The 25,880-nt window shown below is 62.9% G+C and carries 24 protein-coding genes and 2 pseudogenes; 11 read left to right on the plus strand and 15 right to left on the minus strand.

The window, feature by feature from the left end; all coding sequences use genetic code 11:
• Positions 1-115: 115 nt before the first annotated feature.
• The 7 genes and pseudogenes from NKJ32_RS16750 to NKJ32_RS16780 all read right to left on the minus strand — a co-directional run bounded on the left by NKJ32_RS16750 (position 116) and on the right by NKJ32_RS16780 (position 8,941).
• On the minus strand, positions 116-1,090 hold the full coding sequence (locus NKJ32_RS16750; protein ID WP_023717039.1) for a sialic acid TRAP transporter substrate-binding protein SiaP: 975 nt from the start codon (positions 1,088-1,090) through the stop codon (positions 116-118).
• 51 nt (positions 1,091-1,141) lie between these two features.
• Entirely contained in the window at positions 1,142-1,861 is a 720-nt protein-coding gene (locus NKJ32_RS16755; RefSeq protein ID WP_352452148.1) for a FadR/GntR family transcriptional regulator, read from the minus strand.
• Between the two features lie 147 nt (positions 1,862-2,008).
• Entirely contained in the window at positions 2,009-2,914 is a 906-nt protein-coding gene (locus tag NKJ32_RS16760; protein WP_352828100.1) for a DMT family transporter, read from the minus strand.
• An 88-nt stretch (positions 2,915-3,002) separates the two neighbouring features.
• On the minus strand, positions 3,003-5,603 hold the full coding sequence (locus tag NKJ32_RS16765; protein WP_352622856.1) for a TRAP transporter permease: 2,601 nt from the start codon (positions 5,601-5,603) through the stop codon (positions 3,003-3,005).
• Positions 5,604-5,659: 56 nt separating this feature from the next.
• Entirely contained in the window at positions 5,660-6,613 is a 954-nt protein-coding gene (locus NKJ32_RS16770) for a TAXI family TRAP transporter solute-binding subunit (protein ID WP_352592598.1), read from the minus strand.
• 95 nt (positions 6,614-6,708) lie between these two features.
• Positions 6,709-8,040 carry an aspartate aminotransferase family protein gene (locus tag NKJ32_RS16775; protein WP_352592595.1) on the minus strand — a complete coding sequence of 444 codons (1,332 nt, stop codon included), beginning with the start codon at positions 8,038-8,040 and terminating at the stop codon, positions 6,709-6,711.
• Positions 8,037-8,941, minus strand: a pseudogene (locus NKJ32_RS16780) (MurR/RpiR family transcriptional regulator). The gene NKJ32_RS16775 and the pseudogene NKJ32_RS16780 overlap by 4 nt, the downstream one beginning before the upstream one ends.
• A gap of 96 nt (positions 8,942-9,037) precedes the next feature.
• Here NKJ32_RS16780 and NKJ32_RS16785 point away from each other — a divergent pair.
• A complete protein-coding gene (locus tag NKJ32_RS16785; RefSeq protein WP_352592592.1) occupies positions 9,038-9,886 on the plus strand; it encodes a beta-keto acid cleavage family enzyme in 849 nt (282 codons plus the stop codon).
• A 167-nt stretch (positions 9,887-10,053) separates the two neighbouring features.
• Positions 10,054-10,446, plus strand: coding sequence for a GFA family protein (locus tag NKJ32_RS16790; RefSeq protein WP_352592589.1), 393 nt, complete (start codon positions 10,054-10,056; stop codon positions 10,444-10,446).
• 33 nt (positions 10,447-10,479) lie between these two features.
• Here the strand turns inward: NKJ32_RS16790 and NKJ32_RS16795 are convergent.
• Positions 10,480-11,344, minus strand: a pseudogene (locus NKJ32_RS16795) (tetratricopeptide repeat protein); the annotation flags it as partial.
• A 257-nt stretch (positions 11,345-11,601) separates the two neighbouring features.
• Here NKJ32_RS16795 and NKJ32_RS16800 point away from each other — a divergent pair.
• The gene (locus NKJ32_RS16800; RefSeq protein ID WP_352592586.1) at positions 11,602-11,844 is read left to right on the plus strand and encodes a DUF1127 domain-containing protein; all 243 of its coding nucleotides are present in this window, start codon (positions 11,602-11,604) and stop codon (positions 11,842-11,844) included.
• An 81-nt stretch (positions 11,845-11,925) separates the two neighbouring features.
• Here NKJ32_RS16800 and NKJ32_RS16805 read toward each other — a convergent pair whose 3' ends face one another.
• A complete protein-coding gene (locus NKJ32_RS16805) occupies positions 11,926-12,258 on the minus strand; it encodes a DoxX family protein (protein WP_352592583.1) in 333 nt (110 codons plus the stop codon).
• A gap of 30 nt (positions 12,259-12,288) precedes the next feature.
• Complete coding sequence (locus NKJ32_RS16810) at positions 12,289-12,654, minus strand: VOC family protein (protein WP_352592683.1); 366 nt, start codon at positions 12,652-12,654, stop codon at positions 12,289-12,291.
• 287 nt (positions 12,655-12,941) lie between these two features.
• Here NKJ32_RS16810 and NKJ32_RS16815 point away from each other — a divergent pair, with 287 nt between their 5' ends.
• The gene (locus NKJ32_RS16815) at positions 12,942-13,712 is read left to right on the plus strand and encodes a helix-turn-helix domain-containing protein (RefSeq protein WP_352592580.1); all 771 of its coding nucleotides are present in this window, start codon (positions 12,942-12,944) and stop codon (positions 13,710-13,712) included.
• Positions 13,713-13,804: 92 nt separating this feature from the next.
• On the plus strand, positions 13,805-14,236 hold the full coding sequence (locus tag NKJ32_RS16820) for a VOC family protein (protein ID WP_352592577.1): 432 nt from the start codon (positions 13,805-13,807) through the stop codon (positions 14,234-14,236).
• A gap of 145 nt (positions 14,237-14,381) precedes the next feature.
• Here NKJ32_RS16820 and NKJ32_RS16825 read toward each other — a convergent pair whose 3' ends face one another.
• The 5 genes from NKJ32_RS16825 to ehuB are packed head-to-tail and all read right to left on the minus strand — an operon-like array spanning position 14,382 to position 18,193.
• Positions 14,382-15,113, minus strand: coding sequence for a GntR family transcriptional regulator (locus NKJ32_RS16825; protein WP_023674261.1), 732 nt, complete (start codon positions 15,111-15,113; stop codon positions 14,382-14,384).
• Entirely contained in the window at positions 15,110-15,889 is a 780-nt protein-coding gene (gene ehuA / locus NKJ32_RS16830) for an ectoine/hydroxyectoine ABC transporter ATP-binding protein EhuA (protein ID WP_023717024.1), read from the minus strand. Before ehuA ends, NKJ32_RS16825 begins: the two co-directional genes overlap by 4 nt.
• On the minus strand, positions 15,886-16,545 hold the full coding sequence (gene ehuD, locus NKJ32_RS16835; protein ID WP_352592574.1) for an ectoine/hydroxyectoine ABC transporter permease subunit EhuD: 660 nt from the start codon (positions 16,543-16,545) through the stop codon (positions 15,886-15,888). The genes ehuA and ehuD overlap by 4 nt, the downstream gene beginning before the upstream one ends.
• Positions 16,542-17,270: an ectoine/hydroxyectoine ABC transporter permease subunit EhuC gene (ehuC, locus tag NKJ32_RS16840; protein WP_352592572.1), complete on the minus strand. Its 729-nt coding sequence runs from the start codon at positions 17,268-17,270 to the stop codon at positions 16,542-16,544. The genes ehuD and ehuC overlap by 4 nt, the downstream gene beginning before the upstream one ends.
• Before the next feature lie 53 nt (positions 17,271-17,323).
• Positions 17,324-18,193, minus strand: a complete 870-nt coding sequence (ehuB, locus tag NKJ32_RS16845) for an ectoine/hydroxyectoine ABC transporter substrate-binding protein EhuB (RefSeq protein ID WP_352592569.1) — start codon at positions 18,191-18,193, stop codon at positions 17,324-17,326.
• A 237-nt stretch (positions 18,194-18,430) separates the two neighbouring features.
• On the opposite strand from ehuB, the gene NKJ32_RS16850 reads away from it, so the two are divergent.
• The 6 genes from NKJ32_RS16850 to NKJ32_RS16875 all read left to right on the plus strand — a co-directional run bounded on the left by NKJ32_RS16850 (position 18,431) and on the right by NKJ32_RS16875 (position 25,854).
• Positions 18,431-19,621: a M24 family metallopeptidase gene (locus NKJ32_RS16850; protein WP_352592566.1), complete on the plus strand. Its 1,191-nt coding sequence runs from the start codon at positions 18,431-18,433 to the stop codon at positions 19,619-19,621.
• A 75-nt stretch (positions 19,622-19,696) separates the two neighbouring features.
• Complete coding sequence (locus NKJ32_RS16855) at positions 19,697-20,845, plus strand: M24 family metallopeptidase (protein WP_352592563.1); 1,149 nt, start codon at positions 19,697-19,699, stop codon at positions 20,843-20,845.
• A 10-nt stretch (positions 20,846-20,855) separates the two neighbouring features.
• Positions 20,856-22,112 carry a sarcosine oxidase subunit beta family protein gene (locus NKJ32_RS16860; RefSeq protein ID WP_352592560.1) on the plus strand — a complete coding sequence of 419 codons (1,257 nt, stop codon included), beginning with the start codon at positions 20,856-20,858 and terminating at the stop codon, positions 22,110-22,112.
• 13 nt (positions 22,113-22,125) lie between these two features.
• Positions 22,126-22,407 carry a sarcosine oxidase subunit delta gene (locus NKJ32_RS16865; protein ID WP_352622860.1) on the plus strand — a complete coding sequence of 94 codons (282 nt, stop codon included), beginning with the start codon at positions 22,126-22,128 and terminating at the stop codon, positions 22,405-22,407.
• Positions 22,404-25,358 (plus strand): sarcosine oxidase subunit alpha family protein, encoded by a 2,955-nt coding sequence (locus tag NKJ32_RS16870; RefSeq protein ID WP_352592554.1) that lies wholly within the window; start codon positions 22,404-22,406, stop codon positions 25,356-25,358. The genes NKJ32_RS16865 and NKJ32_RS16870 overlap by 4 nt, the downstream gene beginning before the upstream one ends.
• The gene (locus NKJ32_RS16875) at positions 25,351-25,854 is read left to right on the plus strand and encodes a sarcosine oxidase subunit gamma (RefSeq protein WP_352592551.1); all 504 of its coding nucleotides are present in this window, start codon (positions 25,351-25,353) and stop codon (positions 25,852-25,854) included. Before NKJ32_RS16870 ends, NKJ32_RS16875 begins: the two co-directional genes overlap by 8 nt.
• Positions 25,855-25,880 lie beyond the last annotated feature (26 nt).

Genomic DNA, 25,880 nt, shown 5'->3' on the forward strand with positions numbered 1-25,880 from the left:
GTCAAGGATTGAAAAGGCCGTCCGGCGCAATTTGAAGCCGGACGGATGGGCAGGTTAAAGCGGCGATTCCGATTGCCGCCCTATCCTCTTGATTGAGCATCGGGTTTCCGATGCTCTACTTGATAGCGCGGATCGCTTCCCAATCGGCCTTGTTGTAGCCGAACTCCTCGAAGGTGACCTTCTCCAGCACATTCTTCTCGAAGTCGGCACGGTCGACATCGGTTACGCTGATGCCGCGGTCCTTGAATACCTGCACCAGTTCCTTTTCGCGGGCGACGATCTTTGCCGTGGCGCGGGCGGCAGCCTCCTGCATCACCTCGGTGAAGATCTTCTTGTCCTCATCGGAAAGCGAGGCCCAGCGCGACGCCGATATGATGGTGTTGAGATGATCGACTATATGGCCAGTGAGCACGATGTTCTTCTGCACCTCGTAGAATTTCTTCGCCTCGATGGTGGTCAGCGGGTTCTCCTGGGCCTCCACGGTGCCGTTCTGCAGGGCCAGATAGACCTCGGCGAAGGCAATCGGCGCCGTGTTGGCGCCGCAGGCACGCGGCATGGCCAGATAGGCCGGCACGTCGGGAACGCGCATCTTCAGGCCCTGCATGTCGGAGCACTTGGCGATCGGCCGGTTCGAGGTGGTCTGCCGCGTGCCGTAATAGGTGGTGGCGGCGATATGATTGCCGGTCTTGTCCTCATAGCCCTTGGTCAGGGCCTTGTAGACGTCGCTTTTGGTGTATTTCAGCAGATGGTCGGCATCGCGGAAAGTGTATGGGAAATAGGTGACGCCGATGGGTGGATATTCGCGCGCCGCGAAGCTCGATCCGGAAATGATGATATCGACGGTGCCGAGCATCAGGCCCTGGTTGATGTCTGCTTCCTTGCCAAGCTGCGAGGCCGGATAGACGTCGATGGCGTAGCGGCCCTGGGTGCGCTTCTTGATCTCGTCGGCAGCCCACACGGATTCGGTGTGGAAGGGCTCCGTCGTCTCGTAGACATGTGCCCATTTCAGGACCGTTTCCGCCGAGGCCGACGCCATGGGTATGGCAATTGCGGCGATCGCACCGAGCAGAACTGCGTATTTTCTCAGCATCTAATTCCTCCCTGGTTGAACTTGACGGCCGGATCTCCCCCCGGCCAACTGCTATTCCGCAACCTCCTTGGCTGCGGCTCTCTCATCGAAATTGCGTGAGAATCTGATTTGCGACTGGCGCAGATGCTGCTGCATGGCGGCCTTGGCCCGCTCGGGGTCGCGCGCGGCAATTGCATCGCGCACGGCACGATGTTCCTTTGCCGCGACCTGCCAGGAATCGCTGGTCTCGAAATAGATCGACAGGCGTTCGAAGTACGGGTTCATGCGCTGGTCGAAAAGCTCGCCGATGAAGCGCACCAGCACCGCGTTCTCGAGAATGCCGGCGACAGCGGTGTGGAATTCCCGGTCGAGCGCAATGGTCATCTTGTTGGGGTGACGCATGGCCTCCATCCGGCGCAGCACGTCGTCGAGCCGTTCGATATCTGCAGGCCGGACATGGAGGGCCGCTTCGGCGGCGATCGCGCCTTCGACGAATTCGCGCGCGCGCAACAGCTCGAACGGGCCTTCCTCGACTTCGGGTTCGGAGGCGGCGGCGCTCGGCGGATCGGTGACGTAGATACCCGAGCCGACTCGGATGCGTATGCGGCCTTCGACCTCCAACGCTATCAACGCTTCACGGACCGTCGGGCGGGAAATTCCGAGCTGGTCGGCCAGATCCCGCTCGGTCGGCAGACGGTCGCCGACGGAAAACTCGCCGGCATCGATCAGCTGCCTGAGCTGATCGGCGACCTGTCGGTATAGCCGGCGAGGTTCAACGGCCTGGATCGGCATGCGCGTTTAGTTCCCTCCCGGGCCAACCCTGGTACATTGGTCTGACCCATTGACCGCAGCTTAGACAGAGGATGCGGAGAGTCAAGCTCGATAGAACCGCGGCCCGCACAACCGGAACTCGGCGGCATTGCGCAAGCATTCCATGCGTCAGCGCCGTCCCCCGCGAATGACCAGGACGTTCCCGGCGGCGACGAGGACGAGCCCGGCGATCGCGTAAGCGGTCCAGGCATAGCCTTCCAGCGCCGTGGAGATCAAAAGCGCAAAGACGGGAAATATGACGGTCGCATAGCCGGCGCGGGCGCCGCCAATGCGTCCGAGCAGCGTCAGGTAGGCAGCGAAAGCCACGACGGTCGATATGACGGCGAGGAAGACCAGCGAGCCGATAAAAGAGGCGGTCGTCGCGAACACGAACGGCTCACCAAGCAGCAAGGCCAGGAACGTCGACCACAGAGTGCCATAAAGCATGCCCCAGGCGCTCGTTGAAACGAGCGGCAGGCCGCGGCGCTGGTTTGCGACGGAGACGAGATTGCCGACGCAGAAGCTCAGCGTGCCGCAGAGGCACAGAAGAAGGCCCACCAACGTGCCGCCGGAAAGCCCGTTGGCGGCGATTTCGGGAAAGAACATCAGCGCTATGCCAGCGAAGCCGATGAGGCCGCCGGCGAGAATGCGCGGCGCCGGGCGCTCGCCGATGACCAAGGCACCGAGCAGCATGTTGATTACCGAGGCGAGCGAGAAGACGACCGAGAGCAAGCCGCTGACGAGATAGCCGGCGCCGTAATAGAAAAACAGGAAGTTCGACGAGAAGATGAGGATGCCGAGCACTGCAAAGCGCAGATGATCGGTGATCGAAAAGCGGAGCCGCCGGCCGGAAAAACCTGCCCAGGCAAACATCAGCAGCGTGGCGATGGCGAAGCGCCAAACCAGATTGACCTCGTTCGACACGCCGCTGCCGACCTGAAGCTCGATCGCGAACCACGATGCGCTCCAGGCAATGACCGTCAGCGCGTAAAACCCGTAGTCGACGGGTTCGAAGGGGCGGTCGCGCGTCGCCATGCGCATTTCCGCGTTAGCCGGCTCCGGGGCGTCGTTTGGTTCTCTGGTTACCGACATGCTGGCCAAGACGCTTCCGCTCACAAGACGTTTACAGACCAACCGCCCGCCTTCGCCGCTTCTGGCCCCAGACGACGAGACCGAGCAACAGCAGAGCCGGAATGGCGAACCAATAGCGCGACGTCCGTTCCGCAGGGACTAGCACCTGGTTGATTTCGTCGCCGGGCTGCAGGCCGAATTTGGCCGCCTGGCTGCCCAGCCGCACCACGCCGATCGTCATGCTATCGCCAAGCGCACTGACGTCCAGGCCCGCGGCCTTCAGGCGTTCTGCCGATGAATTTGCAGGCCCGAGTTGTAGACGTACCAGCTTCGATATCTCATCGCCGTTGAGGTTCAGTGTCGTCAGGCGCAAGCGAACTGCGCCCCCCTCGGCTGTCTCGTCGACGATACGGCTGAGTTGGGAGGCAGGTACTGCCCGATACGGTTCGCTCACCTGATCGAGCAATAATCCCGGCCTGAACAAGATGAAACAGGCCACAAGCAACGCAATCGTCTCGTACCAGCGGTTGCGCACGAGCATCCAATTCTGCGTCGCTGCAACAAACGAGACCATGGCCAGTGTCGATGTCACGACCATCGCGACGAAGTCGAACGGACCTTCGAGATCGATCATCAGCAGCCCGGTGTTGAAGATGAAGATGAACGGCAAGAGACCGGTACGGATCTCGTATTTGAAACCCTGAATTCCGGTCTTCACCGGGTCGGCGCCGGAAATTGCCGCAGCAGCATAAGCCGCCAGGCCCACTGGCGGCGTCACGTCCGCCATCAGCCCGAAATAGAAAACGAACATATGGACGGCGACCAGCGGCACAGCGAGATCGTTCTGCGCCGCCAAATCGACGATGACCGGCGCCATCAAGGTGGCGACGACGACATAGCTTGCGGTGGTCGGCATGCCCATGCCGAGAATGATGCAGATCACCGCGGTGAACAAAAGCATGACGATGAAGCTGCCGCCCGAGATGAATTCGACCAGCTCGGTCATTACCAGCCCGATGCCCGTGAGCAGAACCGTGCCGACGATGATGCCGGCCGTCGCAGTGGCGATGCCGACCGTCGTCATGTTGCGTGCGGCGGCGGACAGCCCACCGACCAGATCGTCGAAACCGTGAAGCCAATGCTGCGCCAGCGCGCGGTCCTTGCGGAAAAAGGCGGTGAGCGGCCGCTGCGTGACGATCAGCGCCATAAGGGCGACAGCGCCCCAGAATGCCGACAGGCCGGGCGACAACTCCTCCACCATCAGGCACCAGATCAGCAGGATCACAGGCAGCAGAAAATGCAGGCCGGTGCGCGCCGTCTCGCCGAAGTGGGGAATCCTGACGATCTCGCCCTCCAGATCCTCCAGCGGCAGGTCGGGATAACGCGCCCGGTAGGCGACAAGGCCGATGTAAACGGCGATCAGCGCGGCAGTGATCATCCAGGTCGCGGCCGCGCCCAAAACGATCTTCGTCCAGCCAATGCCGTAATAGACAAGCCCTGCGAGGATGATGAAACCGCATACGCCCATCAGCCCGCGCAGCGCGCCCTGAAATGCGGAGTGCGTGCTGCGTGACGGCAGGCCCTTCATCCCCGTCTTCATCGCCTCGATATCGACGATGTAGAACAGCGAGCCGTAGGTCAGCAGCGCCGGATAGAAGGCGTGCTTGACCACCTCGGCATAGGAGATGCCGACATATTCCGCGATCAAGAACGCGGCGGCGCCCATCACCGGAGGCATCAGCTGACCATTGACGCCGGCCGCGCATTCGATGGCGCCCGCCTTCACCGCAGAATATCCGACCCGGCGCATCAGCGGGATGGTGAAGGTTCCGGTGGTCACGACATTGGCGATCGACGACCCGGAAATCATGCCGGTCAGGCCGGAAGCCACGACACCGGCCTTGGCCGGACCGCCGCGGTATTTGCCGAGCAGCGAGAAGGCAAGCTGGATGAAAAAGCCGCCGGCGCCGGCGCGCTCCAGCAATGTTCCGAACAGAACGAACATGAAGACGACGTTGGTGGACACACCGAGGGCAACACCGAAGACCCCCTCCGACGTCAGCCACATCTGCGAGGCTGCGCGCGATAACGTCGCGCCCTTGTGGCCGAGCAGGCCAGGTAGGTGAGGCCCGGCGAAGATATAGATCAGCATGATCGCCGCGATGACGGTGATAGCAGGCCCGACGGCGCGACGGGCGGCCTCGAGCAGGATGAGGACGCCGGCGATCGAGACGACCAGGTCAGCCGTAGTAGGAAGGCCCGGCCGATGGGCGATATCGCTGTAAAAGACCAACAGATAGAGGGCGGACGCCGCCCCGGCGATGCCTAGCACCCAGTCGGGCAGCGGCACCCGGCTGCGCGACGAGGTCTTGAAGGCCGGAAACGTCAGCATCGCCAGAAACAGGGCGAAGGCCAGATGGATGGAGCGGGCGATGCCGTCGCTGACGACACCAAAATTGAGCATGAACGGAAGGGGCGAGGCATACCAGAGCTGGAACAGCGACCATGCCAGCGATACGCCGAGGATCAGCTTCGCGGTGCGGCCGGTCGGCTTGCGCCCACCGGTGTCGGCTTCGGCGACGATCTCGCTAAGCTTGTCAATGCCGATAACGGGTTGGTCAGGCCCTGCCGCCCGCTGGCTTTGATCTGTCATCGTTCCCCACAATTATTTGCGATGCGAGGCGCCTGTGGCGCCTCGCATTGAAGGCCTCAGAGCCAGCCCTTCTCCTTGTAATAGCGCTCCGCGCCCGGATGCATTGGCGCCGACAGACCGGTCTTGATCATCTCCTTGGGATCGAGATTGGCGAAAGCCGGATGCAGTTTCTTGAAGTCGTCGAAATTTTCGAAGACCGACTTCACCAGTTCGTAGACCACCTCATCGGGCGTGCTGGCATTCGTCACCACTGTCGCGCGGACGCCGAATGTCGTCACGTCGTCCGGATTGTTGGCGTACATGCCGCCCTTGATGGTGGCGACTGAATAGTACGGATGAGCTGCCAACAGCGCGTCCACTGCCGGACCGGTCAGCGGGATGAGTTTGGCGCCACAGGCCGTGGTCGGATCCTGGATCGCGGCGGAAGGATGACCGACGCCGTAGAAGAAACCGTCGATCTTGTTGTCGCACAGCGCGCTGCCCTGCTCGTCCGCCTTCAGCTCCGCGGCAAGCGAGAAATCGCCGAGCGTCCAGCCCATCTGCTTGAGCAACTCCTCCATGGACGAGCGGGTGCCTGACCCGGGATTGCCGACGTTGAAGCGTTTGCCTTTGAAGTCCTCGAATTTGGTGACGCCGGCGTCCGGCCGCGCTAGCACGGTAAACGGCTCGGGATGGACGGAGAACACGGCGCGCAGATCCTTGAACGACTTGCCGTCGAAATTTCCGGTCCCCTCATAGGCCTGGTACTGGACGTCCGATTGGGTCAAGCCGAAATCGAGGTCGCCGGTCTGGATGGAGTTGACGTTGAAGACCGAACCGCCGGTCGACTCCGTCGAGCATCGGATGCCGGTTTTCTGCCGGTCCTTGTTCATCAGTCGGCAAATGGCGCCGCCAACAGCGTAGTAGACGCCGGTGACCCCGCCGGTGCCGACCGTGACGAAGTGCTGCTCGGCAGCGACGGATGGCAGCGCCAGCAGCATGCAGGCCGCCGCGCCGATCAGGGTTTTCATTGAATTAAACATGGTTGCTACCTCTCTGGTGGTTGTCCCGGCCCCGTCGCCGATGACGCGTTGGAACTGGGTTGAGGCGGTCCGCGTCGTGCAGGTCAGGCCGCTGAAGCGATCGCAGCGTCGATGGCCTCACCGAGCCGTTCGACGATCCGATCGATATCCTGTTTGGAAATAATGAAAGGCGGCGCCACAAGCACATGAACGCCCCGCACGCCGTCAATCGTCCCGGCCATCGGATAAATCATTAGGCCGCGGGCCATTGCTTCGCGCTTGATGCGGGCGTTGAGTTCAAGCCTCTGGTCGAATGGTTCCTTGCTGGCGCGATCAACCACCAGCTCGATTCCCCTAAATAGACCCCGCCCGCGAATGTCGCCGACGTTATGGTGGTTATCGAAGCGGTGGTGCAGGCGTTCGTCCAGCTGCGCGCCCATTGCGCTGACGTTGTCGAGCAGACCGTCACGCCGGATGACCTCCTGCACGGCAAGGCCGGCCGCCGCCGCCATTGGATGGCCCATATAGGTATGCCCATGCTGGAAGAAGCCCGAGCCTTGGGCAAAGGCGTCGAAGATATGCCGGCCGAGCAGCACCGCGCCAATCGGCTGGTAGCCACCGCCGAGTCCCTTGGCGATGGTCAGCAGGTCGGGAGCGATGCCGTCCTGCTCGCACGCATGCAGCGTGCCGGTACGGCCCATGCCGCACATCACCTCGTCGAGAATGAGCAGCACGCCGTAGCGGTCGCAAATCGCGCGAATGTGCTTGAAGTAGTCCGCGACCGGCGGCACCGCGCCGAGCGTGGCACCCACCACCGGCTCGGCGACGAAGGCGATGACCTCGTCCGCGCCGAGTTCGAGGATCTTGTCTTCGAGCTGCTGGGCGGCGCGCGCCGCATAGGCTTCGTCGCTTTCGCCATGCTTTTGATAGCGATAGGCGTAACAGGGGTCGATATGGTGGGTCTCGATCAGCAACGGCCTGAACTGGGCGCGCCGCCACTCGTTGCCGCCGGTGGCGAGAGCGCCGAGCGTATTGCCGTGATAGCTCTGCCGGCGTGCGATGAGATGGCGCCGTTGCGGCTCGCCTTTCTCGACAAAATATTGCCTGGCCATCTTGAGCGCGGCCTCGACCGCCTCCGAGCCGCCGCTGACTAGATAGACGTGGTCCAAGCCTTTCGGCGCGTCCTCGACCAGCCGATCCGCCAAGCGCTCCGCCACCTCGGTGGTGAAGAAGCTGGTGTGGGCGTAGGCGATGCGGTCAAGCTGGGTGTGCAGTGCAGCGATCACGTCGGGATGGCCGTGGCCGAGACAGGACACGGCCGCGCCGCCCGACGCGTCGAAATAGGACTTGCCCTCGGCATCGAACAGTTCGATGCCTTGGCCGCGAATGGCGACCGGCAGCATCGAGTGGATGATTCGATGAAGAATGTGTGTCATCGACGGTCCCTCATGGGCATTTTCTTCGGCGGACGTTGGTTCAGATGGGTCTTGAGAGCGGCGCCCTGCTCATCGAAACGTCGCAGGGACTCAACAGCGCCCTCGCCTGCCTGCCCTGCGACAAGAGCACCGAGGATCTCAGCAACGATGAAAGCTGGCGTCATGGTGTGGAAAAAGGACGGGCTGCCGGTCGGCACGACGACTAGGTGATCGCCAAGCAGCGCCAAGGGCGCTACCCCGCTGTCGGTGATCGCAATGACCGGTACGCCGCGGCCGGCAGCGTACTCGACAAGCTCGATGGTGAAGCGCGTGTAGGGCAGGACGCTGGCGGCGATCAGCACGTCGTCCTTGGTCGCATGGGCCAGAGCGTCGCCATCGGTTCCGCCGATGCCGTGCAGCAGCACCGACTTCTCGCCGATCAGCGACAGGATGTAATGCAGATGCCAGGCGACTGCGTGGCTTGAGCGCAGGCCGAGGCAATAGACGCGCCTTGCCGCACTCAGCGCCCTGGCCGTCTCGACCAGACGGTCGATCGACCTACCTTCGGCCAGATGGGAAAGCTGGCTGGAAATCGAATCCAGAATATCGGCCGCCAGCGCGTGGTCGCCCTTGAGCTTTTGGCTGGCCACCTGGAGGCCCGCCTTGCCGGCGAAACCGATTTCGCCGTCCCGGATCGCGGCGGCGTAAATATCGCGTACGGTCTCGTAGCCATCAAGGCCGAGATGCTGGGCCACCGCGTCATCGTCGCCGGCTGCACTCCTGCGTGCCGGGCCTGCTCGCGCATGGACAACAGCGCGACATCATACGGTTTATCAAGGACATACCGCGCGGCGGACCGAAGCTGCGCCGACATGCCGTCGAAGGCACTGATGATCTGTCCAGCAAGCTCTCCCTGGTCCATGGATATTGCTAGCTCGCCAGACCGGCGATTGCAACGTCTGTTTCAATATGGTCAAAGATTGATTCATATGACTCTTATCGCCCGAAAACCGTCTCCATGAAGCCGGCCACTGGTCTCGGCCGCATCGCCATAGCCGTCGCGCCGAACGGGGGGCGTCGCAGCAAGGCCGACCATCCGGCGATTCCGCTCACACCGGCCGAGCTGGCGCGGACGGCCGCGGAATGCGCCGATGCCGGTGCGGCTATGATCCACGTTCATGTCCGCGACAGAAGCGGCAACCATCTGCTCGACGCCGACGCCTACCGCCAGGCAATCGCGGCCATCCGCGGTGCTGCCGGTGACCGGCTGTTAATTCAGATCACTTCCGAAGCGCTCGGTATCTATTCGCCGGTCCAACAGATGGCCGTCGTACAAGATGTGAAGCCGCAAGCGGTCTCCCTGGCGCTTCGCGAAATCGTTCCAGATGCCGGATCGGAACCCGCCTTCGCGCGCTTCATGGCCTGGCTGCATAAGGAGCGTGTGGCGCCGCAGATCATCCTCTATTCGCCCGAGGAGGCTGTCAGGCTTTCGGATATGCAGCAACGCGGACTGATCCCCTGGGCAAGCATACCGGTTCTCTACGTGCTGGGCCGCTACACGCCGGGACAGACGTCCGTTCCTGCCGATCTCCTGCCATTCCTCGCGGCGAACATGCCGCGCTTCGATCATTGGAGCGTCTGCGCCTTCGGCCGCAACGAAGGGGCGTGTGTGACGGCCGCGGCACTGCTCGGCGGTCATGTCCGGGTCGGGTTCGAAAACAATCTTTTCCTTCCGGACGGCAGCATAGCCTCGTCCAACGCCGAACCGGTAGCGACCGTCGCACGCATACTCGCCGACTGCGGCATCAAGATCGCCTCGGCCGCCGAGTTGGCGGCACAATGGAACGCGCCGTTTCGTTCCATATAACAAACCAAAGCCTATTTTCGGCGGCAAGCTCGCGCAAGGCATAGACAGGCGGCTGCAATGTCATCGCCACGGAAGAACGACGTGTCCCCGCCCCCGGCGCGGCGATTGCAACAACAGTGCCGGTCGTTGTAACCATTCCGGCGGCTTGATTTTGGAGGAGACGCAGCATGGACCGAATCACCGGCGGTTGCCTGTGCGGCAACGTTCGAATTATCGCGTCGGGGCGCCCATACCGGGTCGGCCTTTGTCACTGTCTTGACTGCCGCAAGCACCATGGCGCCCTTTTTCACGCTTCCGCGATTTTTCCTGAGGATGCGGTGACGATCGACGGCGAAACACGCGACTACGCCGGGCGGTTTTTCTGTCCCCGCTGCGGCTCGTCCATTTTCGGACGCACCGCCGACGAAATCGAAGTGAACCTGGGATCCCTGGATGCGCCTGACCAGCTGATGCCAACCTACGAAAGCTGGATCATTCGTCGCGAGTCCTGGTTGCCGCCGTTTCCGCTCACCAGACGATACGAGCGCGATCGTGACGCCTCGGGTCGCTTTGAGGAGTAGGTTGCACGAACGGTGCGAAGGCGCCGGCGCGCGTCACTCCGGAAGGCCGGCCTTGCGGAAGCCATCGACGAAATGCTCAAGCGCCGCAGCGTCGCGGAATGGCTCCGTCGTGGCCCAGTGGCGGGTTGTGAAATGCGGGTTGCCGACGAGGAACAGTTCGACCTCTGCGCGCGCCTCGTCGAGCCGCCCCAGTTGGGCAAGGCTTGCCGCCAGGAAACGGCGTGAGCTTGTACGATAAGTCTCGTCCCTGCGCAGTGTCCCGACAGCGGCTTCGTATTCGCCGGCCGCATATTGCGCCTGGCCGAGCGCGAGATAATACCAACTTGCCGGAAACGGATTCAGCCGGAACGCCTTGCGAATGTGCTCAAGACCCTCCTCGACCCGTCCGGCCAGGACCGCGATGTCGGACAATGCCGCCCAGGCATCGGCCTCGTTCGGGTCGAGCTCGATCGCCTTGGCGAATTCCGCATCCGCCTCGGCGAAGCTGCGCTCGTAGGCAAGCAGGTAAGCCAAAACCCAGCGGCAGCCGGCATCGTTGGGGTCGATCGCCACGGCTTTGCGCGCCAGTTCCAAACCAGCGCTACGGGATGCGTCGGTTGGTCCGCCGGAATGCACCCATCCCATCCAGTGGTTCATGGCAAGCCAGCGATAGGCCTCGGCATATTCCGGATCGAGTGAAACCGCGCGGGTCAGCATCAAGATGCGCTTCCTGCGCCGTCTGCGGCGAATCATCCATCAGCTTGCGCGCCCGCACGCAGAGATCGTAGGCCTCGAGATTTTGGGGCCGATTGCGCGGCGACGGTGCACGCAGCCGGCCGAGTAACGCCTCGACGATCTTGCCGGTGACCTCGTCCTGAACGGCAAAAATATCTTCCAGGCTGCGATCGAAGCGCTCCTTCGGAACGATGTCCCCGTTGCCGTCAGCTACCGCGGACTAAAGCTGCTTGCGGCGTTCCCGCACCCGGATCAAGCACGAACGGACCAAAGGCAAAGCGCGGTCCCTGCATACGGCGCATCTATAGCCCGTTTGGAAGTTTTGAGAACTATTTGGGAGATCTTAATTACGACGCCGGTCGTATCCTGCAGAATTCAGCCTCTTTCAGGACGAGGCCCCCCCAAACCGTAAGGGCCCCCTCAAACCATATGGAGGTTGCCATGAGCGATATTCCCACCCTTGCCTCGGCCCCGCTTCAGGCAGCGCGGCCGGCGGAAGCGTCGCGTCGGCGCTACAGCCTGACGACGCTGCGAAGCATTATCGCGGCCGGGCGCGAGCCGACACGCTTTCGCTGGGACCTCAAGCGATTGGCGGAGACCAATCCCCATCTGATCGACGATATCGGTCTGACGAGACGACAGGCCGAGGAAGAGATCGCGAAGCTGCCCTTCTGGCAGCGATAGGCGAATGCTGCAAAGACGCCGGATCGCCAACGACCAGCGGCTGATGGCAGATGAAGACGAAGCCGCCGCCCCGAAACGACGTCACAGGCTACTGGTCGCGGCGACAATCAATCCGCCCAAGACGGCGACATTGATGGTGAAGACGGTACGAAGGGCTTCGCGTTCATCGCCGCTGTAGCGCCAGAAATTGAGCGCCATGAAGGACGCTGCAATGGTGAATACGGCCAATGCCGCGGCGGGAAAGGGCCCACCAAGGCCCGTTGCGAGGCAAAAGCCGCCTGGGATCTCCAGCACCGATCCGGCCGCGAGAAGAGGCCTGGGAGCAGGAAAGGCCGCTCGGCCAGGGACGCTACAATCGCCCGGAATCTGAGGAAAATGCCCGGCGCCCGCCCAGATAAAGACGCCGCCGAGCAAAAACCAATCCGAGGTGGTGGAAGAACGCGATCATTCCTTGCTGCCGTCCTCGGTGTAAACCGCAAGCTCGTAACCATCCGGGTCCGCGAAATGGAAGCGCCTGCCGCCCGGGAATCCATAGATCGGCTTGACGATCTTGCCTCCCGCCTGCTCGACCCGCTTGACCGTTCCCGGCAAATCATCTGCATAGAGGATGACGAGCGGGCCTCCTCCGGACCTCGCTGGGCCAGCGGCGAAGCCACCTGACAAGCGCCCGTCGTTGAACTCGCAATATTGCGGGCCGTAGTCAGTGAAGGTCCAGCCGAAGGCCTTTCCGTAGAAGTCGCGTGACCGCTGAATGTCTTTCACGTTGAATTCGACGTAGTCGATCCGTTGATCGTTGTTGTTGCTCATGATGCATACCTCTCGTGTGATGTACGACGCCGAAAGATAAGCACGCATCTCGCTTGCCGGATTGAACGAAACGGCCATCGCCGTATGAGCCGCACACGGCGCTGCCGATGGCGATGCACGTAGCATCACCCCTCACCTGCCCTCTTCCTTCCGGCCGGAAGAAAACAACCGATTCTTGCAACCGTTCTCGATTGGCAGACGTTGTCGGTCGTGCAGATTCTTGTCTCGAGCGACGGCGGGCGCAGCCACTGCGTCGTAGGTTCACCGCCGGTAATCCGAAGAGGAGCGAGATGAGCGATCCCGTCCCAGCGCAGGCAACGGGTTCATTTCAGCAACGTCCACCGTCGGCGCGGCTTCGCGGATGCTTTGCTTCGGTGTGGGTGCATCGAATGGACCCGGCGGGCGCACCGCCAATCGTCGTCATGCCCGACGCAACGATCGATCTGCAATGGATCGGAGGCAGCTTCCGAGTTGCCGGCCCCGACAAGGAGCCGCAGACCGAGGTTCTGGCGGCAGACGAGGTCGTGATCGGCTTGCGCTTTTATCCTGCCACGGCGGCGGCATGGCTCGGCGTGCCGCAAATCGAGCTTGTCGGCCAGAGGCTGTCCCTCGACGATTTATGGGGAGCGCGAGCCCGGCGCCTCGCCAGCCGCGTGCGCGCTGGTGACAATCTCGAGGATCTCGCCTGTTCGCTCGAACAGGTCGTCGCCGAGGAAATGGCCTCCCACGCGACAGACGTTCCCATGCAGGCGGCATATCGCTTGATCGAGCGCGGGCCGCCACCCGACGCGCCTCTCGTCCCCTGGTTGATGCGCGCGCTCGAGATGAGCGAAAGAACGTTGCGCCGGCGCTTCGACGAGAGCTTCGGCTATGGCCCCAAGACGCTTGACCGTATCCTCCGCTACCAGCGCTTTCTGCGGCTTTCGAGCCAATCGAACAGCGCTACGGCCATCCTGGCAGCCGAGGCGGGCTATTCCGACCAGGCGCATCTTGTCCGCGAGAGCCGCCGCCTGACGGGAAGCACCCCGCGACAGATTCATCACCTGCTGCAGAACGGGTGAAACCACGTCGCGCTCTTCATTGGCCGTTTTGTTCAAGTCTTCACTGTCGCCCGACTTTATCCTGGTGTCTCCGACAACCACAGGAGACTGCCATGAAACCGCGCATTTCGGTTTTGACTATCGCTGTCGCCAACCTCGAGAGTTCTCTCGCGTTCTACCGCGACGGTTTCGGCTTGCCGACGGAAGGGATCATCGGCCGCGAGTTCGAGCATGGCGCCGTCGCGTTCTTCACGCTGTCCGGCGGGTTGAAGCTCGCGATCTGGGCTCAGGACGACCTCGCCTGCGACACCGGCCTGCCCAAGGCGCCGATCAGCTCGACCTCGTTCACAATCGGCCACAACGTTGTGCGCCGCGAAGAAGTCGATCAAGTGATGGATGAGGCCGCTCGCGCCGAAGCCGAGATCATCAAGCCTGCTCGGGACACATTCTTTGGCGGGTATGCCGGATACTTCCGCGATCCGAACGGACACCTGTGGGAGGTCGTCTGGAACCCCGCCAACATACCGAATGAGGACGCTCTCTGAGGGCAGGTATGGGCCTGCAGGATCGGGCCGTTCTGGTCATTCCCGGTGCTGGCAAATTCTGTCGGGATCGGGGCGGGCGGCCTGCTTTCCCTGGCAAACGAAGCCAGTTCGACGGCAGTCCACTAGCACAATCTTACGGGGCTGATTATGTAGCTCTATCCAGATTCGCCTCGCCTGCATGGCGCATCATGCGGCGGAAGCTCATCGAGATATGCGCCCGCCTTATGTGCCCGATGGACTCCCAGTCGCCGATTTCGGCCGCGGCAAGGACCTCTTCCATTTCGCGGCGGAACGCGGTGAATTCCTCGACGAGGCCCAATTGCGGCATCAGCTTCAGGACGACGCGCGCGACCTGAAAATACAGGCGCTCGCTGATCTCGCGCAGTGGCTGGTTGCCGGTCATCGCCGTGAGCTCGTAGAAAAAATCCATGTTGAGGCGCAGGAAAGCGCGCTGGTCGGGATTGAGTATGTCGGAATCGCAGCGCGCGATGAGCGCCCGTATCCGGTCGAGGTCGTCCGCCGTGCGCGGGATCGGCGAAAGCTTGCCGACGAGGAGCGCCAGCTCCAGGCGCAGATGATAGACCTGCTGCAATTCCTCGATGTCGACGTCGGTGACGATCGTGCCGACGCCGTGGACGGATTGAACCAGACCCTCGGATTCAAGGCGCGCCAGCACGCGCCGGACCGGCGTGCGGCTGATCTCGAATTCCTGGGCAAGTTCTTCCTCGGACAGGTGGCTTCCCGGCGCATAATCGAGCAGGCAGATGCGGTCACGCAATATCCGGTAGATGCGCTCGAACCGCTCCCGCGCGGAGAGCGGGCGCGGCGGCGCGGCGGTCACCGTCGTGGGCGGCTTGGCCTCTGTCTCGATCGTCACCCAGCCTCCAGGACAGCGTGCAGGAATTGCCGTGTCCGCTCGTTCTTGGGAGCACCAAACAGTTCGCTTGGCGGCCCCTGCTCGCAGATCTTGCCTTGATAGAAGAAGCAAACGCGGTCGGAAAACTCCTTGGCGAAGCCCATCTGATGGGTGACCATCAGCATGGTTAGATCATGCTCGCGCCCGATCTGCCTTATCACCTGCAGCACTTCGCCGACAAGCTCCGGGTCGAGCGCAGACGTCACCTCGTCGAACAGCATGATCTTGGGCCGCATGGCCAGCGCCCTGGCGATGGCGACGCGCTGCTGCTGGCCACCAGAAAGCTGTGACGGATAGTGGTCCTTCTTCTGGGCCAGACCGACCAGCTCCAGCAGCTCGGCCGCTCGTGCCTCGGCGTCCGCCCGCTTCATTCCGAGCACCGTTATCGGCGCCTCGATGCAGTTCTGCATCGCCGTCATATGCGGAAACAGGTTGAACGACTGGAACACCATGCCGATCTTGGCGCGGATCTTGCGGATGTGGGCGAGATCGGCGGGAACAAGCTTGCCGTTCCTCTCCATATGGGTCAGCGGCTCGCCTTCGACCCAGATGACGCCGTCATTGATCGTCTCCAGCGTCATCAGCATGCGCAGCACCGTCGTCTTGCCCGAACCCGACGGACCGATGACCGAGACTTTTTCGCCGCGCGCTATTTCGAGATTGAGCCCGTCGAGAACGGTTAACGTGCCGTAGCGTTTCGATACATTGTCGAAGCGGACCATCGGTTGTTCAGTCATCGGGTGGTCCTCCGGTTGAGCAGCCCTTCGAGGGAGCGGATGAGCGCCGCCGAAACCAGGCTCATGGCAAGGAAAAACAGGCCGACCAGCGTGATCGGCTCGGTGTAGCGGAACGTTTCGGAGCCGATGATCTTGGCGGTCTGCATCAGTTCCATCACGGCGATTGCGGAAAGCAACGGCGTTTCCTTGAACAAGGCCACCAGATAATTGCCGAGCGCCGGAACGATCGGCGGGACCGCCTGCGGAATGATGATGTCGCGGAACGTCGTCCAGGACGAAAGATTGAGCGCGATCGAGGCTTCCCACTGGCCGCGGTGGATGTTGTCGAATCCGGCGCGATAAACCTCGGAGCAATAGGCGGCGTAGTGGATGCCGATGGCCAGCACCCCGGCGGTGAAAGCGTCGAGCACGACACCGAATTTCGGAAAGACGAAATAGAGAAAGAATATCTGGATGAGCAGCGGGGTCGAGCGGATCAGCTCGACCAGCACCGAAATCGTCCAGCTGGTCCATGGCACGGCGATGCGGACAACGGCCAGCACCAGGCCGAGCGAGGCGGCAAGCGCAAAGCCGATCAGCGTCGCTTCGATGGAAATGACGGCGGCGCGAGCAAGCACCGGCAGGATTTCCAGGGCAAATCCCCAATCCCAGATCATGCCGCCTTCCCCCGCGCCAGTCCGAGCGACGCCCGCCTTTCAAGAAGCCGCATGCCGATGGTCACAACCAGCGACATTGCCAGGTACATCAAAAGAACGAGGGTGAAGATCGGAATGGTCTTGAACGTGTTCTGGTTCATTTGCTGCGCCTTGAAGGCGAGGTCCGAAAGCGTGATCAGCGAGACCAGCGCCGTCGATTTCAGAAGCTCGATGAACAGATTACCCCAGGGTGGGATCATCGCGACAAAGGCCTGCGGCAGGATGATCCGACGCAACATCTGCGGGCGGCTCATGTTCAATGCAGTACACGCTTCCCACTGGCCGCGGGCGACGGACTGGATCGCGCCGCGCACGCACTCCGATCCGTAAGCGCCGACATTCAGGCCGAGCGCGAGCACCGCCACCACGAACGCGTTGATCGTGACGCCGAATTGCGGGAGCACGAAAAACAGCCAGAACAATTGCACCAGTGCCGACGTTCCGCGGAAGATCTCGACGTAAACCGTGGCCAGCCATCTGAGCGGCGTCGGGCCATACATCCTTGCAAGTGCTGCAAGCACGCCCATGATAATTGCGAGCAGGCTGCCGAGGACGGCGATCTCGATTGTCAGGACCGCGCCTTGCAGCAGCCCCGGCATAAACACTTGATATGATTCCTGTGTTGCCAAGGCACCGATCACGACAAGCGCGATGACCAGCATGGCAACGAGCGTACGGATACCCATGCGATTCCCCGAAGGAAAAGGGCGGCGCTTTCGCGCCGCCAGCAGTTGGGAGCCTATTTGCCCGCGCAGAGCTCTGCGGTGGTCTTGTTGGGGAGATAGTCCTTGCCGAAGCCGAGTGGCTCGACCAGCGCGATATGCTCCGGCGAACCGAGGAACTTCTTCAGTTCGGCGTTGAACGCCTCCTGCAGGTCGGTGTCTTCCTTGCGGAAGCCGAAGCCGCCATGGCCTTTCACCGACTTGCCGGCAACCTCGCCGAAGGGCTTGGTCGATTCGACACCGTCGGCTTTCTTGGCCATGTCGGCGATCGAAAGAGCGGTCAGCGCGGCAGCGTCGGCGCGGCCCGACTGGACGGCGGCGACCAGGCTGGACTGGTCAGGCAAGGAGACGATCTGCCCATCGGCAACGCCCGCTTCCTTGGCGAAGCCGCCTTCAACGGCGCCGGCCATCACGGCAAGCTTGAGATCCGGATTGTCCTTGATGCTGGAAAAATCCTTGATGCCTTTCGGATTGCTTTTTGCCACCAGCATAGCCTCGCCGATGCCGTAGGACGGCTCGGAGTAGTTGATCTCGGCGCAGCGCTTCGGAGTGATGAACATGCCGGCGGCGATGATGTCGAAGCGGCCGGCCTTGAGACCCGGAATGAGCGAGCCGAATTCGGTCAAAACACCGTCGACCTGCGATATGCCCATCTTGGCGAGCACCGCCTTGGCGACTTCAGGGGCCTCGCCGGTCAGCTTGCCGTCTGGCGTGGCGTAACCGAACGGCGCCTCGTTGGCGAAACCGACGCGGATGTAGCCGTCCTTCTTGGCCCGTTCGAGGGTGGTTTCCGCGTGAGCGGACAACGACGTCAATGACGTCGCGGCGAGCGCGATGCAGGCAGCCGCCTTCACGACCATACGGCGCGATATCGATGATTTGAGCATGCTTTTCTCCCATTGGACAACTGTGGATGGTTCCCAGGGCGCGGCCTTCTTCGAGGTCGACGCCTGCTTGATCAGACGTATACAACTGCCCTAGACATTTCGCAAGCAGAGATATAAAAACCATGAAAATTCGGCGACAATTCGCAGTTAGCCAGCAAATTGACGTCGAGTTGTGCACAATTTGGCCTAGTTGCCATTTACAAAAGGCAAACGGCGTACCTGGAAGGCAGGATTTCGGTGGCGACCGCGAACGGCTTCGGGACATTCACGCAAGCGGAGTATGGGCAGCGCCTCGCCGGCGTGAAGACACGTATGCAAAAAGCCGGCTTCGATCTCATCGTTTGTCAGGATCCCGCCAACATGTGCTGGCTGACCGGCTATGACGGATGGTCGTTCTACGTTCCGCAGTGCGTGCTCGTCCATCTGGAGGAGGACCGGCCGATCTGGTTCGGTAGGTCGCAGGATGCCAAGAGCGCACGCCTAACCACCGGCCTGCCGGAGAAAAACATCATGCCGTTCTCGGAACGGCTGGTGCAACAGCCCGTCGAGCACCCTTATGACGAACTCGCCCAACTGATCCGGTCGCGTGGTTGGGGAAAAGCCCGCATCGGCGTCGAGATGGACGCGCATTATTATACGGCGCGCTGCCACGCCCATCTGGTCCAAGGGCTGCCCGACGCGCACTTCGCCAACAACCACGATCTCGTCAACTGGGCGCGGCTGGTCAAATCCGAGGCCGAGCTGGTGCTGATCCGCGAGGCGGGTGCGATCTGCACGCATGCCATGAACCGCGCCATCGAGAAAATGCGGCCCGGTGTGCCTCAGAACCATGTCATTGCCGAAATCTATCACGCGCAGATCATGGGGGTGCCCGGAGCGGGCGGCGACTATGCCGCGATCTGTCCGCTGATGCCCGTTGGCGAGGGCACCAGCACGCCGCATCTGACGTGGTCCGACGCGCCGCTGCCGGACAGCGGCCTCGCCATTCTGGAGATCGCCGGCGTGCGCCGCCGCTATCATGCGGCGCTGACCCGGACGGTACATTTCGGAAAGCCGCCGCAAGCCATCCTCGACATGGCCAAGGCGATCGTCGAGGGCGTCGACGCTGGCCTCGAGAAGGCGCGCCCCGGCTACACCGCCGAGGAGGTGGAAGCCGCCTGGCAGGCAGTGTTGAGGAAGAACGGGCTGAAGAAGGAAAGCCGCGTCGGCTATCCGGTCGGGCTCGCATACCCGCCCGATTGGGGTGAACGCACCGCAAGCCTTCGTCCCGGCGACACCACCGAGATGCAGCCTGGGATGTGCTTCCATTTCATGGCCGGCGTCTGGCTCGACGATTTCGGCATCGCCATCTCGGAATCGTTCGTCGTCACGGAACGCGGCGGCGAACGCCTCTGCGATGTGGCGCGCGAACTCATCGTCATCGACTGACATGGTGGCCGGGAAACCGGCTGCCGAAAAGAACCATGCCCGCCACCAACCCGGCAACAAGCACGAGGACGCCCGATGGACCGCAATCCGTTTTCCGAAGCCGAAATCGCCGGCCGCCTGGCAAAGGTCCGTACTGCACTGGTTGAGCGCGAGCTCGATGCGGCGGTCTTCGCCTCGCCGGAGAACGTCTTCTATCTCACCGGGCTCGATCACTGGGGGTATTTTGCCCCTCACCTGCTGATCGTCCCGCTCCGGGGAAAACCTGTTCTGGTCACCCGCTCGATGGAGAAGGTGACGATCGAGAAGCAGGTGAAGGCAGCGGAATTCCGTGGCCATTCCGACAGCGAAACGGCGGCCGAGCTTGCCGCGCGGGTACTTGTGGAGCTCGGCCTGTCCGGCAAGCGGATCGGCCTCGAATACTGGACGGCTGGCCTCAGCCATGGGCTTGCCGTTGCGTTCCAGACGCAGGCGGACGCCAAATGGAGCGATGTCTCCGGTCTGATCGACAAGATGCGGTGGGTGAAGAGCGCCGAGGAACAGGCGCTGATGCGTCGAGCCGCCAAGGTGACGGACGCCGCCGCCGGTGCCGCGATCGCCGCGATCTCCGATGGCGCTTCCGAACAGGAGGTCGCCGCCCAATGTGTTGCGGCAATGATCCGCGCAGGCGGTCATGCGCCGGGCTTCGGACCGTTCATCCGCCCAGCCGCGCGCCTGGGTGAAGAGCACACGACCTGGGGCGACGGGATCTACCGCAAGGGCGAGCCGGTCTTTGTCGAATTGTCCGGGTGCATCTCGCGCTACCACGCCCCGCTCGGCCGGCTCGTTCGCATCGGCCACATCAGCGACGAAGACGCCGCAATGGCGGAAGTGACCGCCAAGGCGTTCAACGCGGTCGTCGAGGCGTTGCGGCCGGGCGCCAAGGCGCGCGATGTCTACGCCGCCTGGCAGGCTGTCGTCGACGAGTCCGGTCTTTCCCACTATCGCCGCCATCACTGCGGTTACCTGGTCGGCGCCGGCCAGCCGCCATCATGGACCGGCGGCAATTCGGTGACGGGCTTGAGGCACGATTCCGACCTCGAGATCGAGACCGGGATGAGCTTCCACATCCTGTCATGGCTGATGGGCACCGGTCGCGGCGATGACTTCGTTTCCAACACGGTGCTGTTGACCGATGCGGGCGCCGAAGTGCTTACCCGCACGCCGGCCGGCCCGATCGTTCGATAGGCCTGCACACATGGCGCGCTACTCGGCATTTTGGATCTTACGCAACGCGCTGTCCGGCCAGAAGAATTGGCAGCGCGCCTGGCGGGCAGCGGAGCCAAAATCGTCCTATGACGTGATCGTTATTGGCGGCGGCGGACACGGCCTCGCCACCGCCTTCTACCTCGCCGAGAACCACGGCATCCGTAACGTCGCCGTGCTCGAAAAGGGTTATGTCGGCGGCGGCAATGTCGGCCGCAACACCACCGTCATCCGCTCCAACTACCTGCTCGACGGCAATACCCAGTTCTACGAATTCTCGATGAAGCTTTGGGAGGGCATGTCGCGGGCGCTGAACTTCAACGTCATGTTCTCGCAGCGCGGCCAGCTCGTCACAGCGCATTCGGCCGATCAGCTCGACGGCTTCAGCCACCGCGCCAATGTCATGCGGCTGAACGGCATCGATGCCGATATCCTCGACCGGGAAGACGTGCGCCGGCTGGTGCCTTATCTCGACTTTTCCGACACCGCCCGCTTCCCGATCCATGGCGCTATCTTCCAGGGCCGGGCGGGCACGGCGCGCCACGACGCCGTCGCCTGGGGCTATGCGCGCGCCGCCGACGGCCATGGCGTCGACATCATCCAGAACTGCGAAGTGACCGGCTTCCTCCGCGACCGCGACAGTATCGTCGGCGTCGAAACGACGAAAGGCCGGATCGGCGCCGGCAAGGTCGGCCTCGCTGTTGCCGGTCATACATCCGTGCTCGGTGCCAAGGCCGGCCTTGAACTGCCGATCGAAAGCCACGTCCTGCAAGCCTTTGTCACCGAACCGCTGAAGCCGCTGGTAGATCACGTCGTCGCTTACGGCGCCGACCATTTCTACGTCAGCCAGTCCGACAAGGGCGGGTTGGTCTTCGGCGGCAATCTCGACGGCTACAATTCATACGCCCAGCGCGGCAATCTCGGCGTCGTTCGCGAGGTGGCGGAGGCGGCGATTGCATTGATGCCGTGCATTTCGCGCGTCCGCCTGCTGCGCCACTGGGGCGGCGTCATGGACATGACCCCCGATGCCAGCCCGATCATCTGCCCGACGCCGATCGACGGCCTCTATCTCAATGGCGGCTGGTGCTATGGCGGCTTCAAGGCGACGCCGGCTTCCGGCTGGTGCTTCGCCCACACGATCGCCACCGGCAAGCCGCATCCCTTGATCGCGGCCTACGGGCTCGATCGTTTCCGCGCCGGCCACACGCTCGATGAGGCCGGAGTCGGCCCTTCCGCCTGGCTGCAATAAGAGGCGGGACAAAATGCTGCGCATCGAATGCCCCTGCTGCGGCCCGCGCGACCATGACGAATTCCGCTATGGCGGCGATGCCTCGGTCACGCGTCCGGCCCATGACGATCCCGATCCTGAGGCCTGGTACCGTTATGTCTACGTCAGGAAAAACCCGGCCGGCCAGCATCGCGAATTCTGGCAGCACGTGACCGGTTGCCGGCAATGGCTGGTGGTCGAACGCGACACCCGCAACCACGCGATCGCATCCGTCGACTTCGCCAGGAAATCGACCGTCAGGAAACAACCGGCATGAGTTCGAACCGCAAACGCCTGCCAGTGGGTGGCCGTATCAGTCGCGAGGTGCCGGTCAATTTCACCTTCGACGGCCGCAAGCTGGCTGGGTATCGCGGCGACACACTTGCCTCGGCGCTGCTCGCCAACGGCGTCGCGCTGGTTGGTCGCAGCTTCAAATATCATCGCCCGCGTGGCATTTTTTCCGCCGGGCCCGAAGAGCCGAATGCGCTGGTTACGCTCGGGAGCGCCGGCAGGCGCGAGCCGAACCTGCCGGCGACGACGCTGGAACTCGCCGACGGCATGGTCGTGGAGAGTCAGAACCGCTGGCCGTCGCTTGCCTTCGACGTGCAAAGCGTCAACGGACTGTTGGCACCGTTTCTGTCCGCCGGCTTCTACTACAAGACCTTCATGGGCCCGACGCGCCGCGCCTGGATGTTCTACGAACATTTCATCCGCAAGGCGGCCGGCCTGGGCAGGGCCGGCACCGACCCCGATCCCGACCGCTATGAGGTTCGTCATGCCTTTGCCGATGTCGCCATCGTCGGCGGCGGCCCGGCGGGACTGTCGGCGGCGCGGACAGCCGCCGCAGCCGGCGCGCGGGTCGCGCTGATCGAGCAAGATTTTCTGCTTGGCGGCCAGCTTTTGGCGGAACCGTCCGACAGCGCAGCGGCCGCATGGCTGAGGCAGGCCGAGGCCGAGTTGGAGGACTTCGAAACCGTCGCGCTGATGAAGCGGACGACCGCTTTCGGCAGCTATGACGGCAATGTCCTTGGACTGGTCAAACAGCGCGATCCAACCGATCAGAAGCCGAATGGCGAGGCCCGCCAAACGGTCACTATGCTGCGCGCCCGCTCGATTGTTTTCGCCACCGGCGCCATCGAGCGGCCGATGGTGTTCTCGAACAATGACCGGCCCGGCGTCATGCTTGCCTCGGCCGCCCGGACCTATCTCAATCGTTTCGCCGTCCTGCCGGGCAAGAAAATCATTGTCGCCACCACCAATGACGGTGCCTGGCGCACCGCCTTCGACTATGCCGCAGCCGGCGCGGAGGTGACGGTTGCCGATCTGCGCGCCGTCCCGCCCGCAGCACTTGCCGCGGAAGCCGCACGGCTCGGCGTGGTGGTGCGGGCCGCAACGCGCATCGTCGACCTGCACGGCGGCCATGCCGTCAGGCGCGTAACGCTCAATGGACCGGAGGGACAATCCTCGGCCGCCTGTGACCTGGTCTGCATCTCCGGCGGCTGGTCGCCAACCGTGCATCTCACCTCACACCTCGGTGTCAAACCTGTCTATCGCGACGACATTGACGGCTTCGTGCCGGGCGTCTTTTCAGCCAGCCAGTTCGGCGCCGGCGCAATGATAGGAGCCTATGCGACCGCCGCTGCCGTCGAGGACGGCCATCGCGCCGGCATCGAAGCGGCAGCCTACTGCGGCAAGTCGGCGCCGGTGCCCGCTCCGTCCAAACTCGATCTCGGCGAGACCGCTACGACGCTACTTCGCGAAGCCCCTTCGGTCGGACGTGAAAAAGCCTTCGTCGATTTCCAGATGGATGTGACAACTGGGGATATCGGGCTCGCCCATCGCGAGGGCTATGAATCGGTCGAGCACCTGAAGCGCTACACCACGCTCGGCATGGGCACCGACCAGGGCAAGACCAGCAATTTTCCCGCACTTGCCGCGATGGCAGCGCTGCGCAACGCAACGATTCCTGAGACCGGCACCACGACCTTCCGCCCGCCCTATACGCCGGTTGCCATCGGGGCGCTTGCCGGGCGCGCCATCGGCCATCATTTCAAGCCGATCCGCCGCACGCCGATGCACGATTGGCACATGGCGAACGGCGCCGAGATGCTCGAGGTCGGGCTCTGGATGCGGCCCTATTTCTACCGGCAGTCGGGGCGCCACGTGAACGACGCCTATGTCGCCGAAATGCGGAATGTGCGCCAGGCCGCGGGGCTGATGGACATCTCCACGCTCGGCAAGATCGATGTCCAGGGCTCGGATGCGGCAATCTTCCTCGATCGCGTCTACGCCAACGGCTTTGCCAAGCTGGCGGTAGGCCGCGCCCGCTACGGCGTCATGCTGCGCGACGACGGCATTGTCTTCGACGACGGCACCACGACGCGGCTAGCGGAAAACCGATTCTTCATGACCACTTCGACCGCCAAGGCCGCCGATGTGCTGTCGCGTCTCGAATTCCTGCTCGACACGGCCTGGCCGGATTTGCGCGTGACCGTCACTTCGGTCAGCGACGACTGGGCGGCGATGTCGGTTGCCGGGCCTAACAGCCGCGCGATCCTGAATGCAGCGTTTCCCGCTCTCGACGTTTCCGAGGAGGCGCTTTCGCATATGGGGCTACTCGAAAGCGAATGGGAGGGCCGTGCGCTCCGCATCCTGCGTCTCAGTTATTCCGGCGAGCGCGCTTACGAAATCTATGTCGGCGCCACTGCCGGTGAACAGCTCTGGAGCCGCATGCTCGAAGCCGGCAGACCCTTCGACCTGAAGCCTTACGGTGTCGAGGCGCTTGGCGCGCTGCGGGTCGAAAAGGGCCATGTCGCCGGACCGGAGATCGATGGGCGCACGACGCTCGACGATCTCGGCCTCGGCCGCATGGCCGGCAAGCGCAGCGGCTTCGTCGGCGACGTCCTGCGACGGCGCCCTGCCCTCCGGGCGCCCAACCGGCAGCGTCTGGTCGGACTGGAATGCATCGAGGACGGAAAACGCCTGCGCGGCGGCGCCATCCTGTTCCTGCCGGATGAGAAACCCCATGGCCATGGGCGCGGTCGTGTCACCTCCGTCACTTTCAGCTCCGAACGCGGCCATTATGTCGGGTTGGCTCTGCTTGCCGGTGATGTCGCGGCAGAAGGAAGCGAGGTCGTGGCGGTCTATCCGATGAAGGCCGAAACGGTTCGCGCCCGCGTTGTCTCGCCGGTATTCATCGATCCGCAGGGAGAACGGCTGCATGGCTAGCTTGACCTCTTCTCGGGATTTCAGCCTGTCCGTGGCGGATTGTCCGCTTATCCAGATCGAGGGCTGGGACGCGACACTGAGACAATTCGAAAAGAGCGTCTCGGCGTCGCTCAACACGAAACTTCCCACCTCGGTTGGAGAGACGGTTCGCCACAAAGGTCTACTCGTCGTCCGCGTTGCACCTCGCCGCCTCTGGCTGGTTCTCGATGAGAGCGCGCAAGCGCCCGCGCTTGCCGTCGACCCCGACCTCGGCTGTTCGGTTCCCCTCGGCGAAGGTCGTGTTCGTTTGAAAATGGCCGGCCCTGGTATCGCAAGGCTTCTGTCCGGATGCATTGCCGTCAACTGGCACGCGCCGGCCGCCGCTCCGGGCCGCGCCGTGCAAACATCCTTCCATCACGTGCCCGTGCTCTTCCTGCGCACCGGCGAGACCGCGTGCGAACTCATCGTGCCGCGAAGTTTTGCCCGCAGCCTCTCGGATTGGCTTGCCGGCGGCTAGCCAATACCGGTTCCTCGGGCAAGGGC

Source organism: Mesorhizobium sp. M0159 (assembly GCF_040322295.1).
Classification (GTDB): domain Bacteria; phylum Pseudomonadota; class Alphaproteobacteria; order Rhizobiales; family Rhizobiaceae; genus Mesorhizobium.

Coding starts and splice junctions, on each gene's coding strand:
- NKJ32_RS16785 (WP_352592592.1), top strand. CDS start 9,038: ATGAAGCCGGCCACTGGTCTCGGCCGCATCGCCATAGCCGTCGCGCCG.
- ehuB (WP_352592569.1), bottom strand. CDS start 18,193: ATGCTCAAATCATCGATATCGCGCCGTATGGTCGTGAAGGCGGCTGCC.
- ehuD (WP_352592574.1), bottom strand. CDS start 16,545: ATGATCTGGGATTGGGGATTTGCCCTGGAAATCCTGCCGGTGCTTGCT.
- NKJ32_RS16770 (WP_352592598.1), bottom strand. CDS start 6,613: ATGAAAACCCTGATCGGCGCGGCGGCCTGCATGCTGCTGGCGCTGCCA.
- NKJ32_RS16875 (WP_352592551.1), top strand. CDS start 25,351: ATGGCTAGCTTGACCTCTTCTCGGGATTTCAGCCTGTCCGTGGCGGAT.
- NKJ32_RS16820 (WP_352592577.1), top strand. CDS start 13,805: ATGAAACCGCGCATTTCGGTTTTGACTATCGCTGTCGCCAACCTCGAG.
- NKJ32_RS16855 (WP_352592563.1), top strand. CDS start 19,697: ATGGACCGCAATCCGTTTTCCGAAGCCGAAATCGCCGGCCGCCTGGCA.
- NKJ32_RS16800 (WP_352592586.1), top strand. CDS start 11,602: ATGAGCGATATTCCCACCCTTGCCTCGGCCCCGCTTCAGGCAGCGCGG.
- NKJ32_RS16775 (WP_352592595.1), bottom strand. CDS start 8,040: ATGACACACATTCTTCATCGAATCATCCACTCGATGCTGCCGGTCGCC.
- NKJ32_RS16765 (WP_352622856.1), bottom strand. CDS start 5,603: ATGACAGATCAAAGCCAGCGGGCGGCAGGGCCTGACCAACCCGTTATC.
- NKJ32_RS16870 (WP_352592554.1), top strand. CDS start 22,404: ATGAGTTCGAACCGCAAACGCCTGCCAGTGGGTGGCCGTATCAGTCGC.
- NKJ32_RS16815 (WP_352592580.1), top strand. CDS start 12,942: ATGAGCGATCCCGTCCCAGCGCAGGCAACGGGTTCATTTCAGCAACGT.
- NKJ32_RS16790 (WP_352592589.1), top strand. CDS start 10,054: ATGGACCGAATCACCGGCGGTTGCCTGTGCGGCAACGTTCGAATTATC.
- ehuA (WP_023717024.1), bottom strand. CDS start 15,889: ATGACTGAACAACCGATGGTCCGCTTCGACAATGTATCGAAACGCTAC.
- NKJ32_RS16750 (WP_023717039.1), bottom strand. CDS start 1,090: ATGCTGAGAAAATACGCAGTTCTGCTCGGTGCGATCGCCGCAATTGCC.
- NKJ32_RS16760 (WP_352828100.1), bottom strand. CDS start 2,914: ATGGCGACGCGCGACCGCCCCTTCGAACCCGTCGACTACGGGTTTTAC.
- ehuC (WP_352592572.1), bottom strand. CDS start 17,270: ATGGGTATCCGTACGCTCGTTGCCATGCTGGTCATCGCGCTTGTCGTG.
- NKJ32_RS16865 (WP_352622860.1), top strand. CDS start 22,126: ATGCTGCGCATCGAATGCCCCTGCTGCGGCCCGCGCGACCATGACGAA.
- NKJ32_RS16755 (WP_352452148.1), bottom strand. CDS start 1,861: ATGCCGATCCAGGCCGTTGAACCTCGCCGGCTATACCGACAGGTCGCC.
- NKJ32_RS16860 (WP_352592560.1), top strand. CDS start 20,856: ATGGCGCGCTACTCGGCATTTTGGATCTTACGCAACGCGCTGTCCGGC.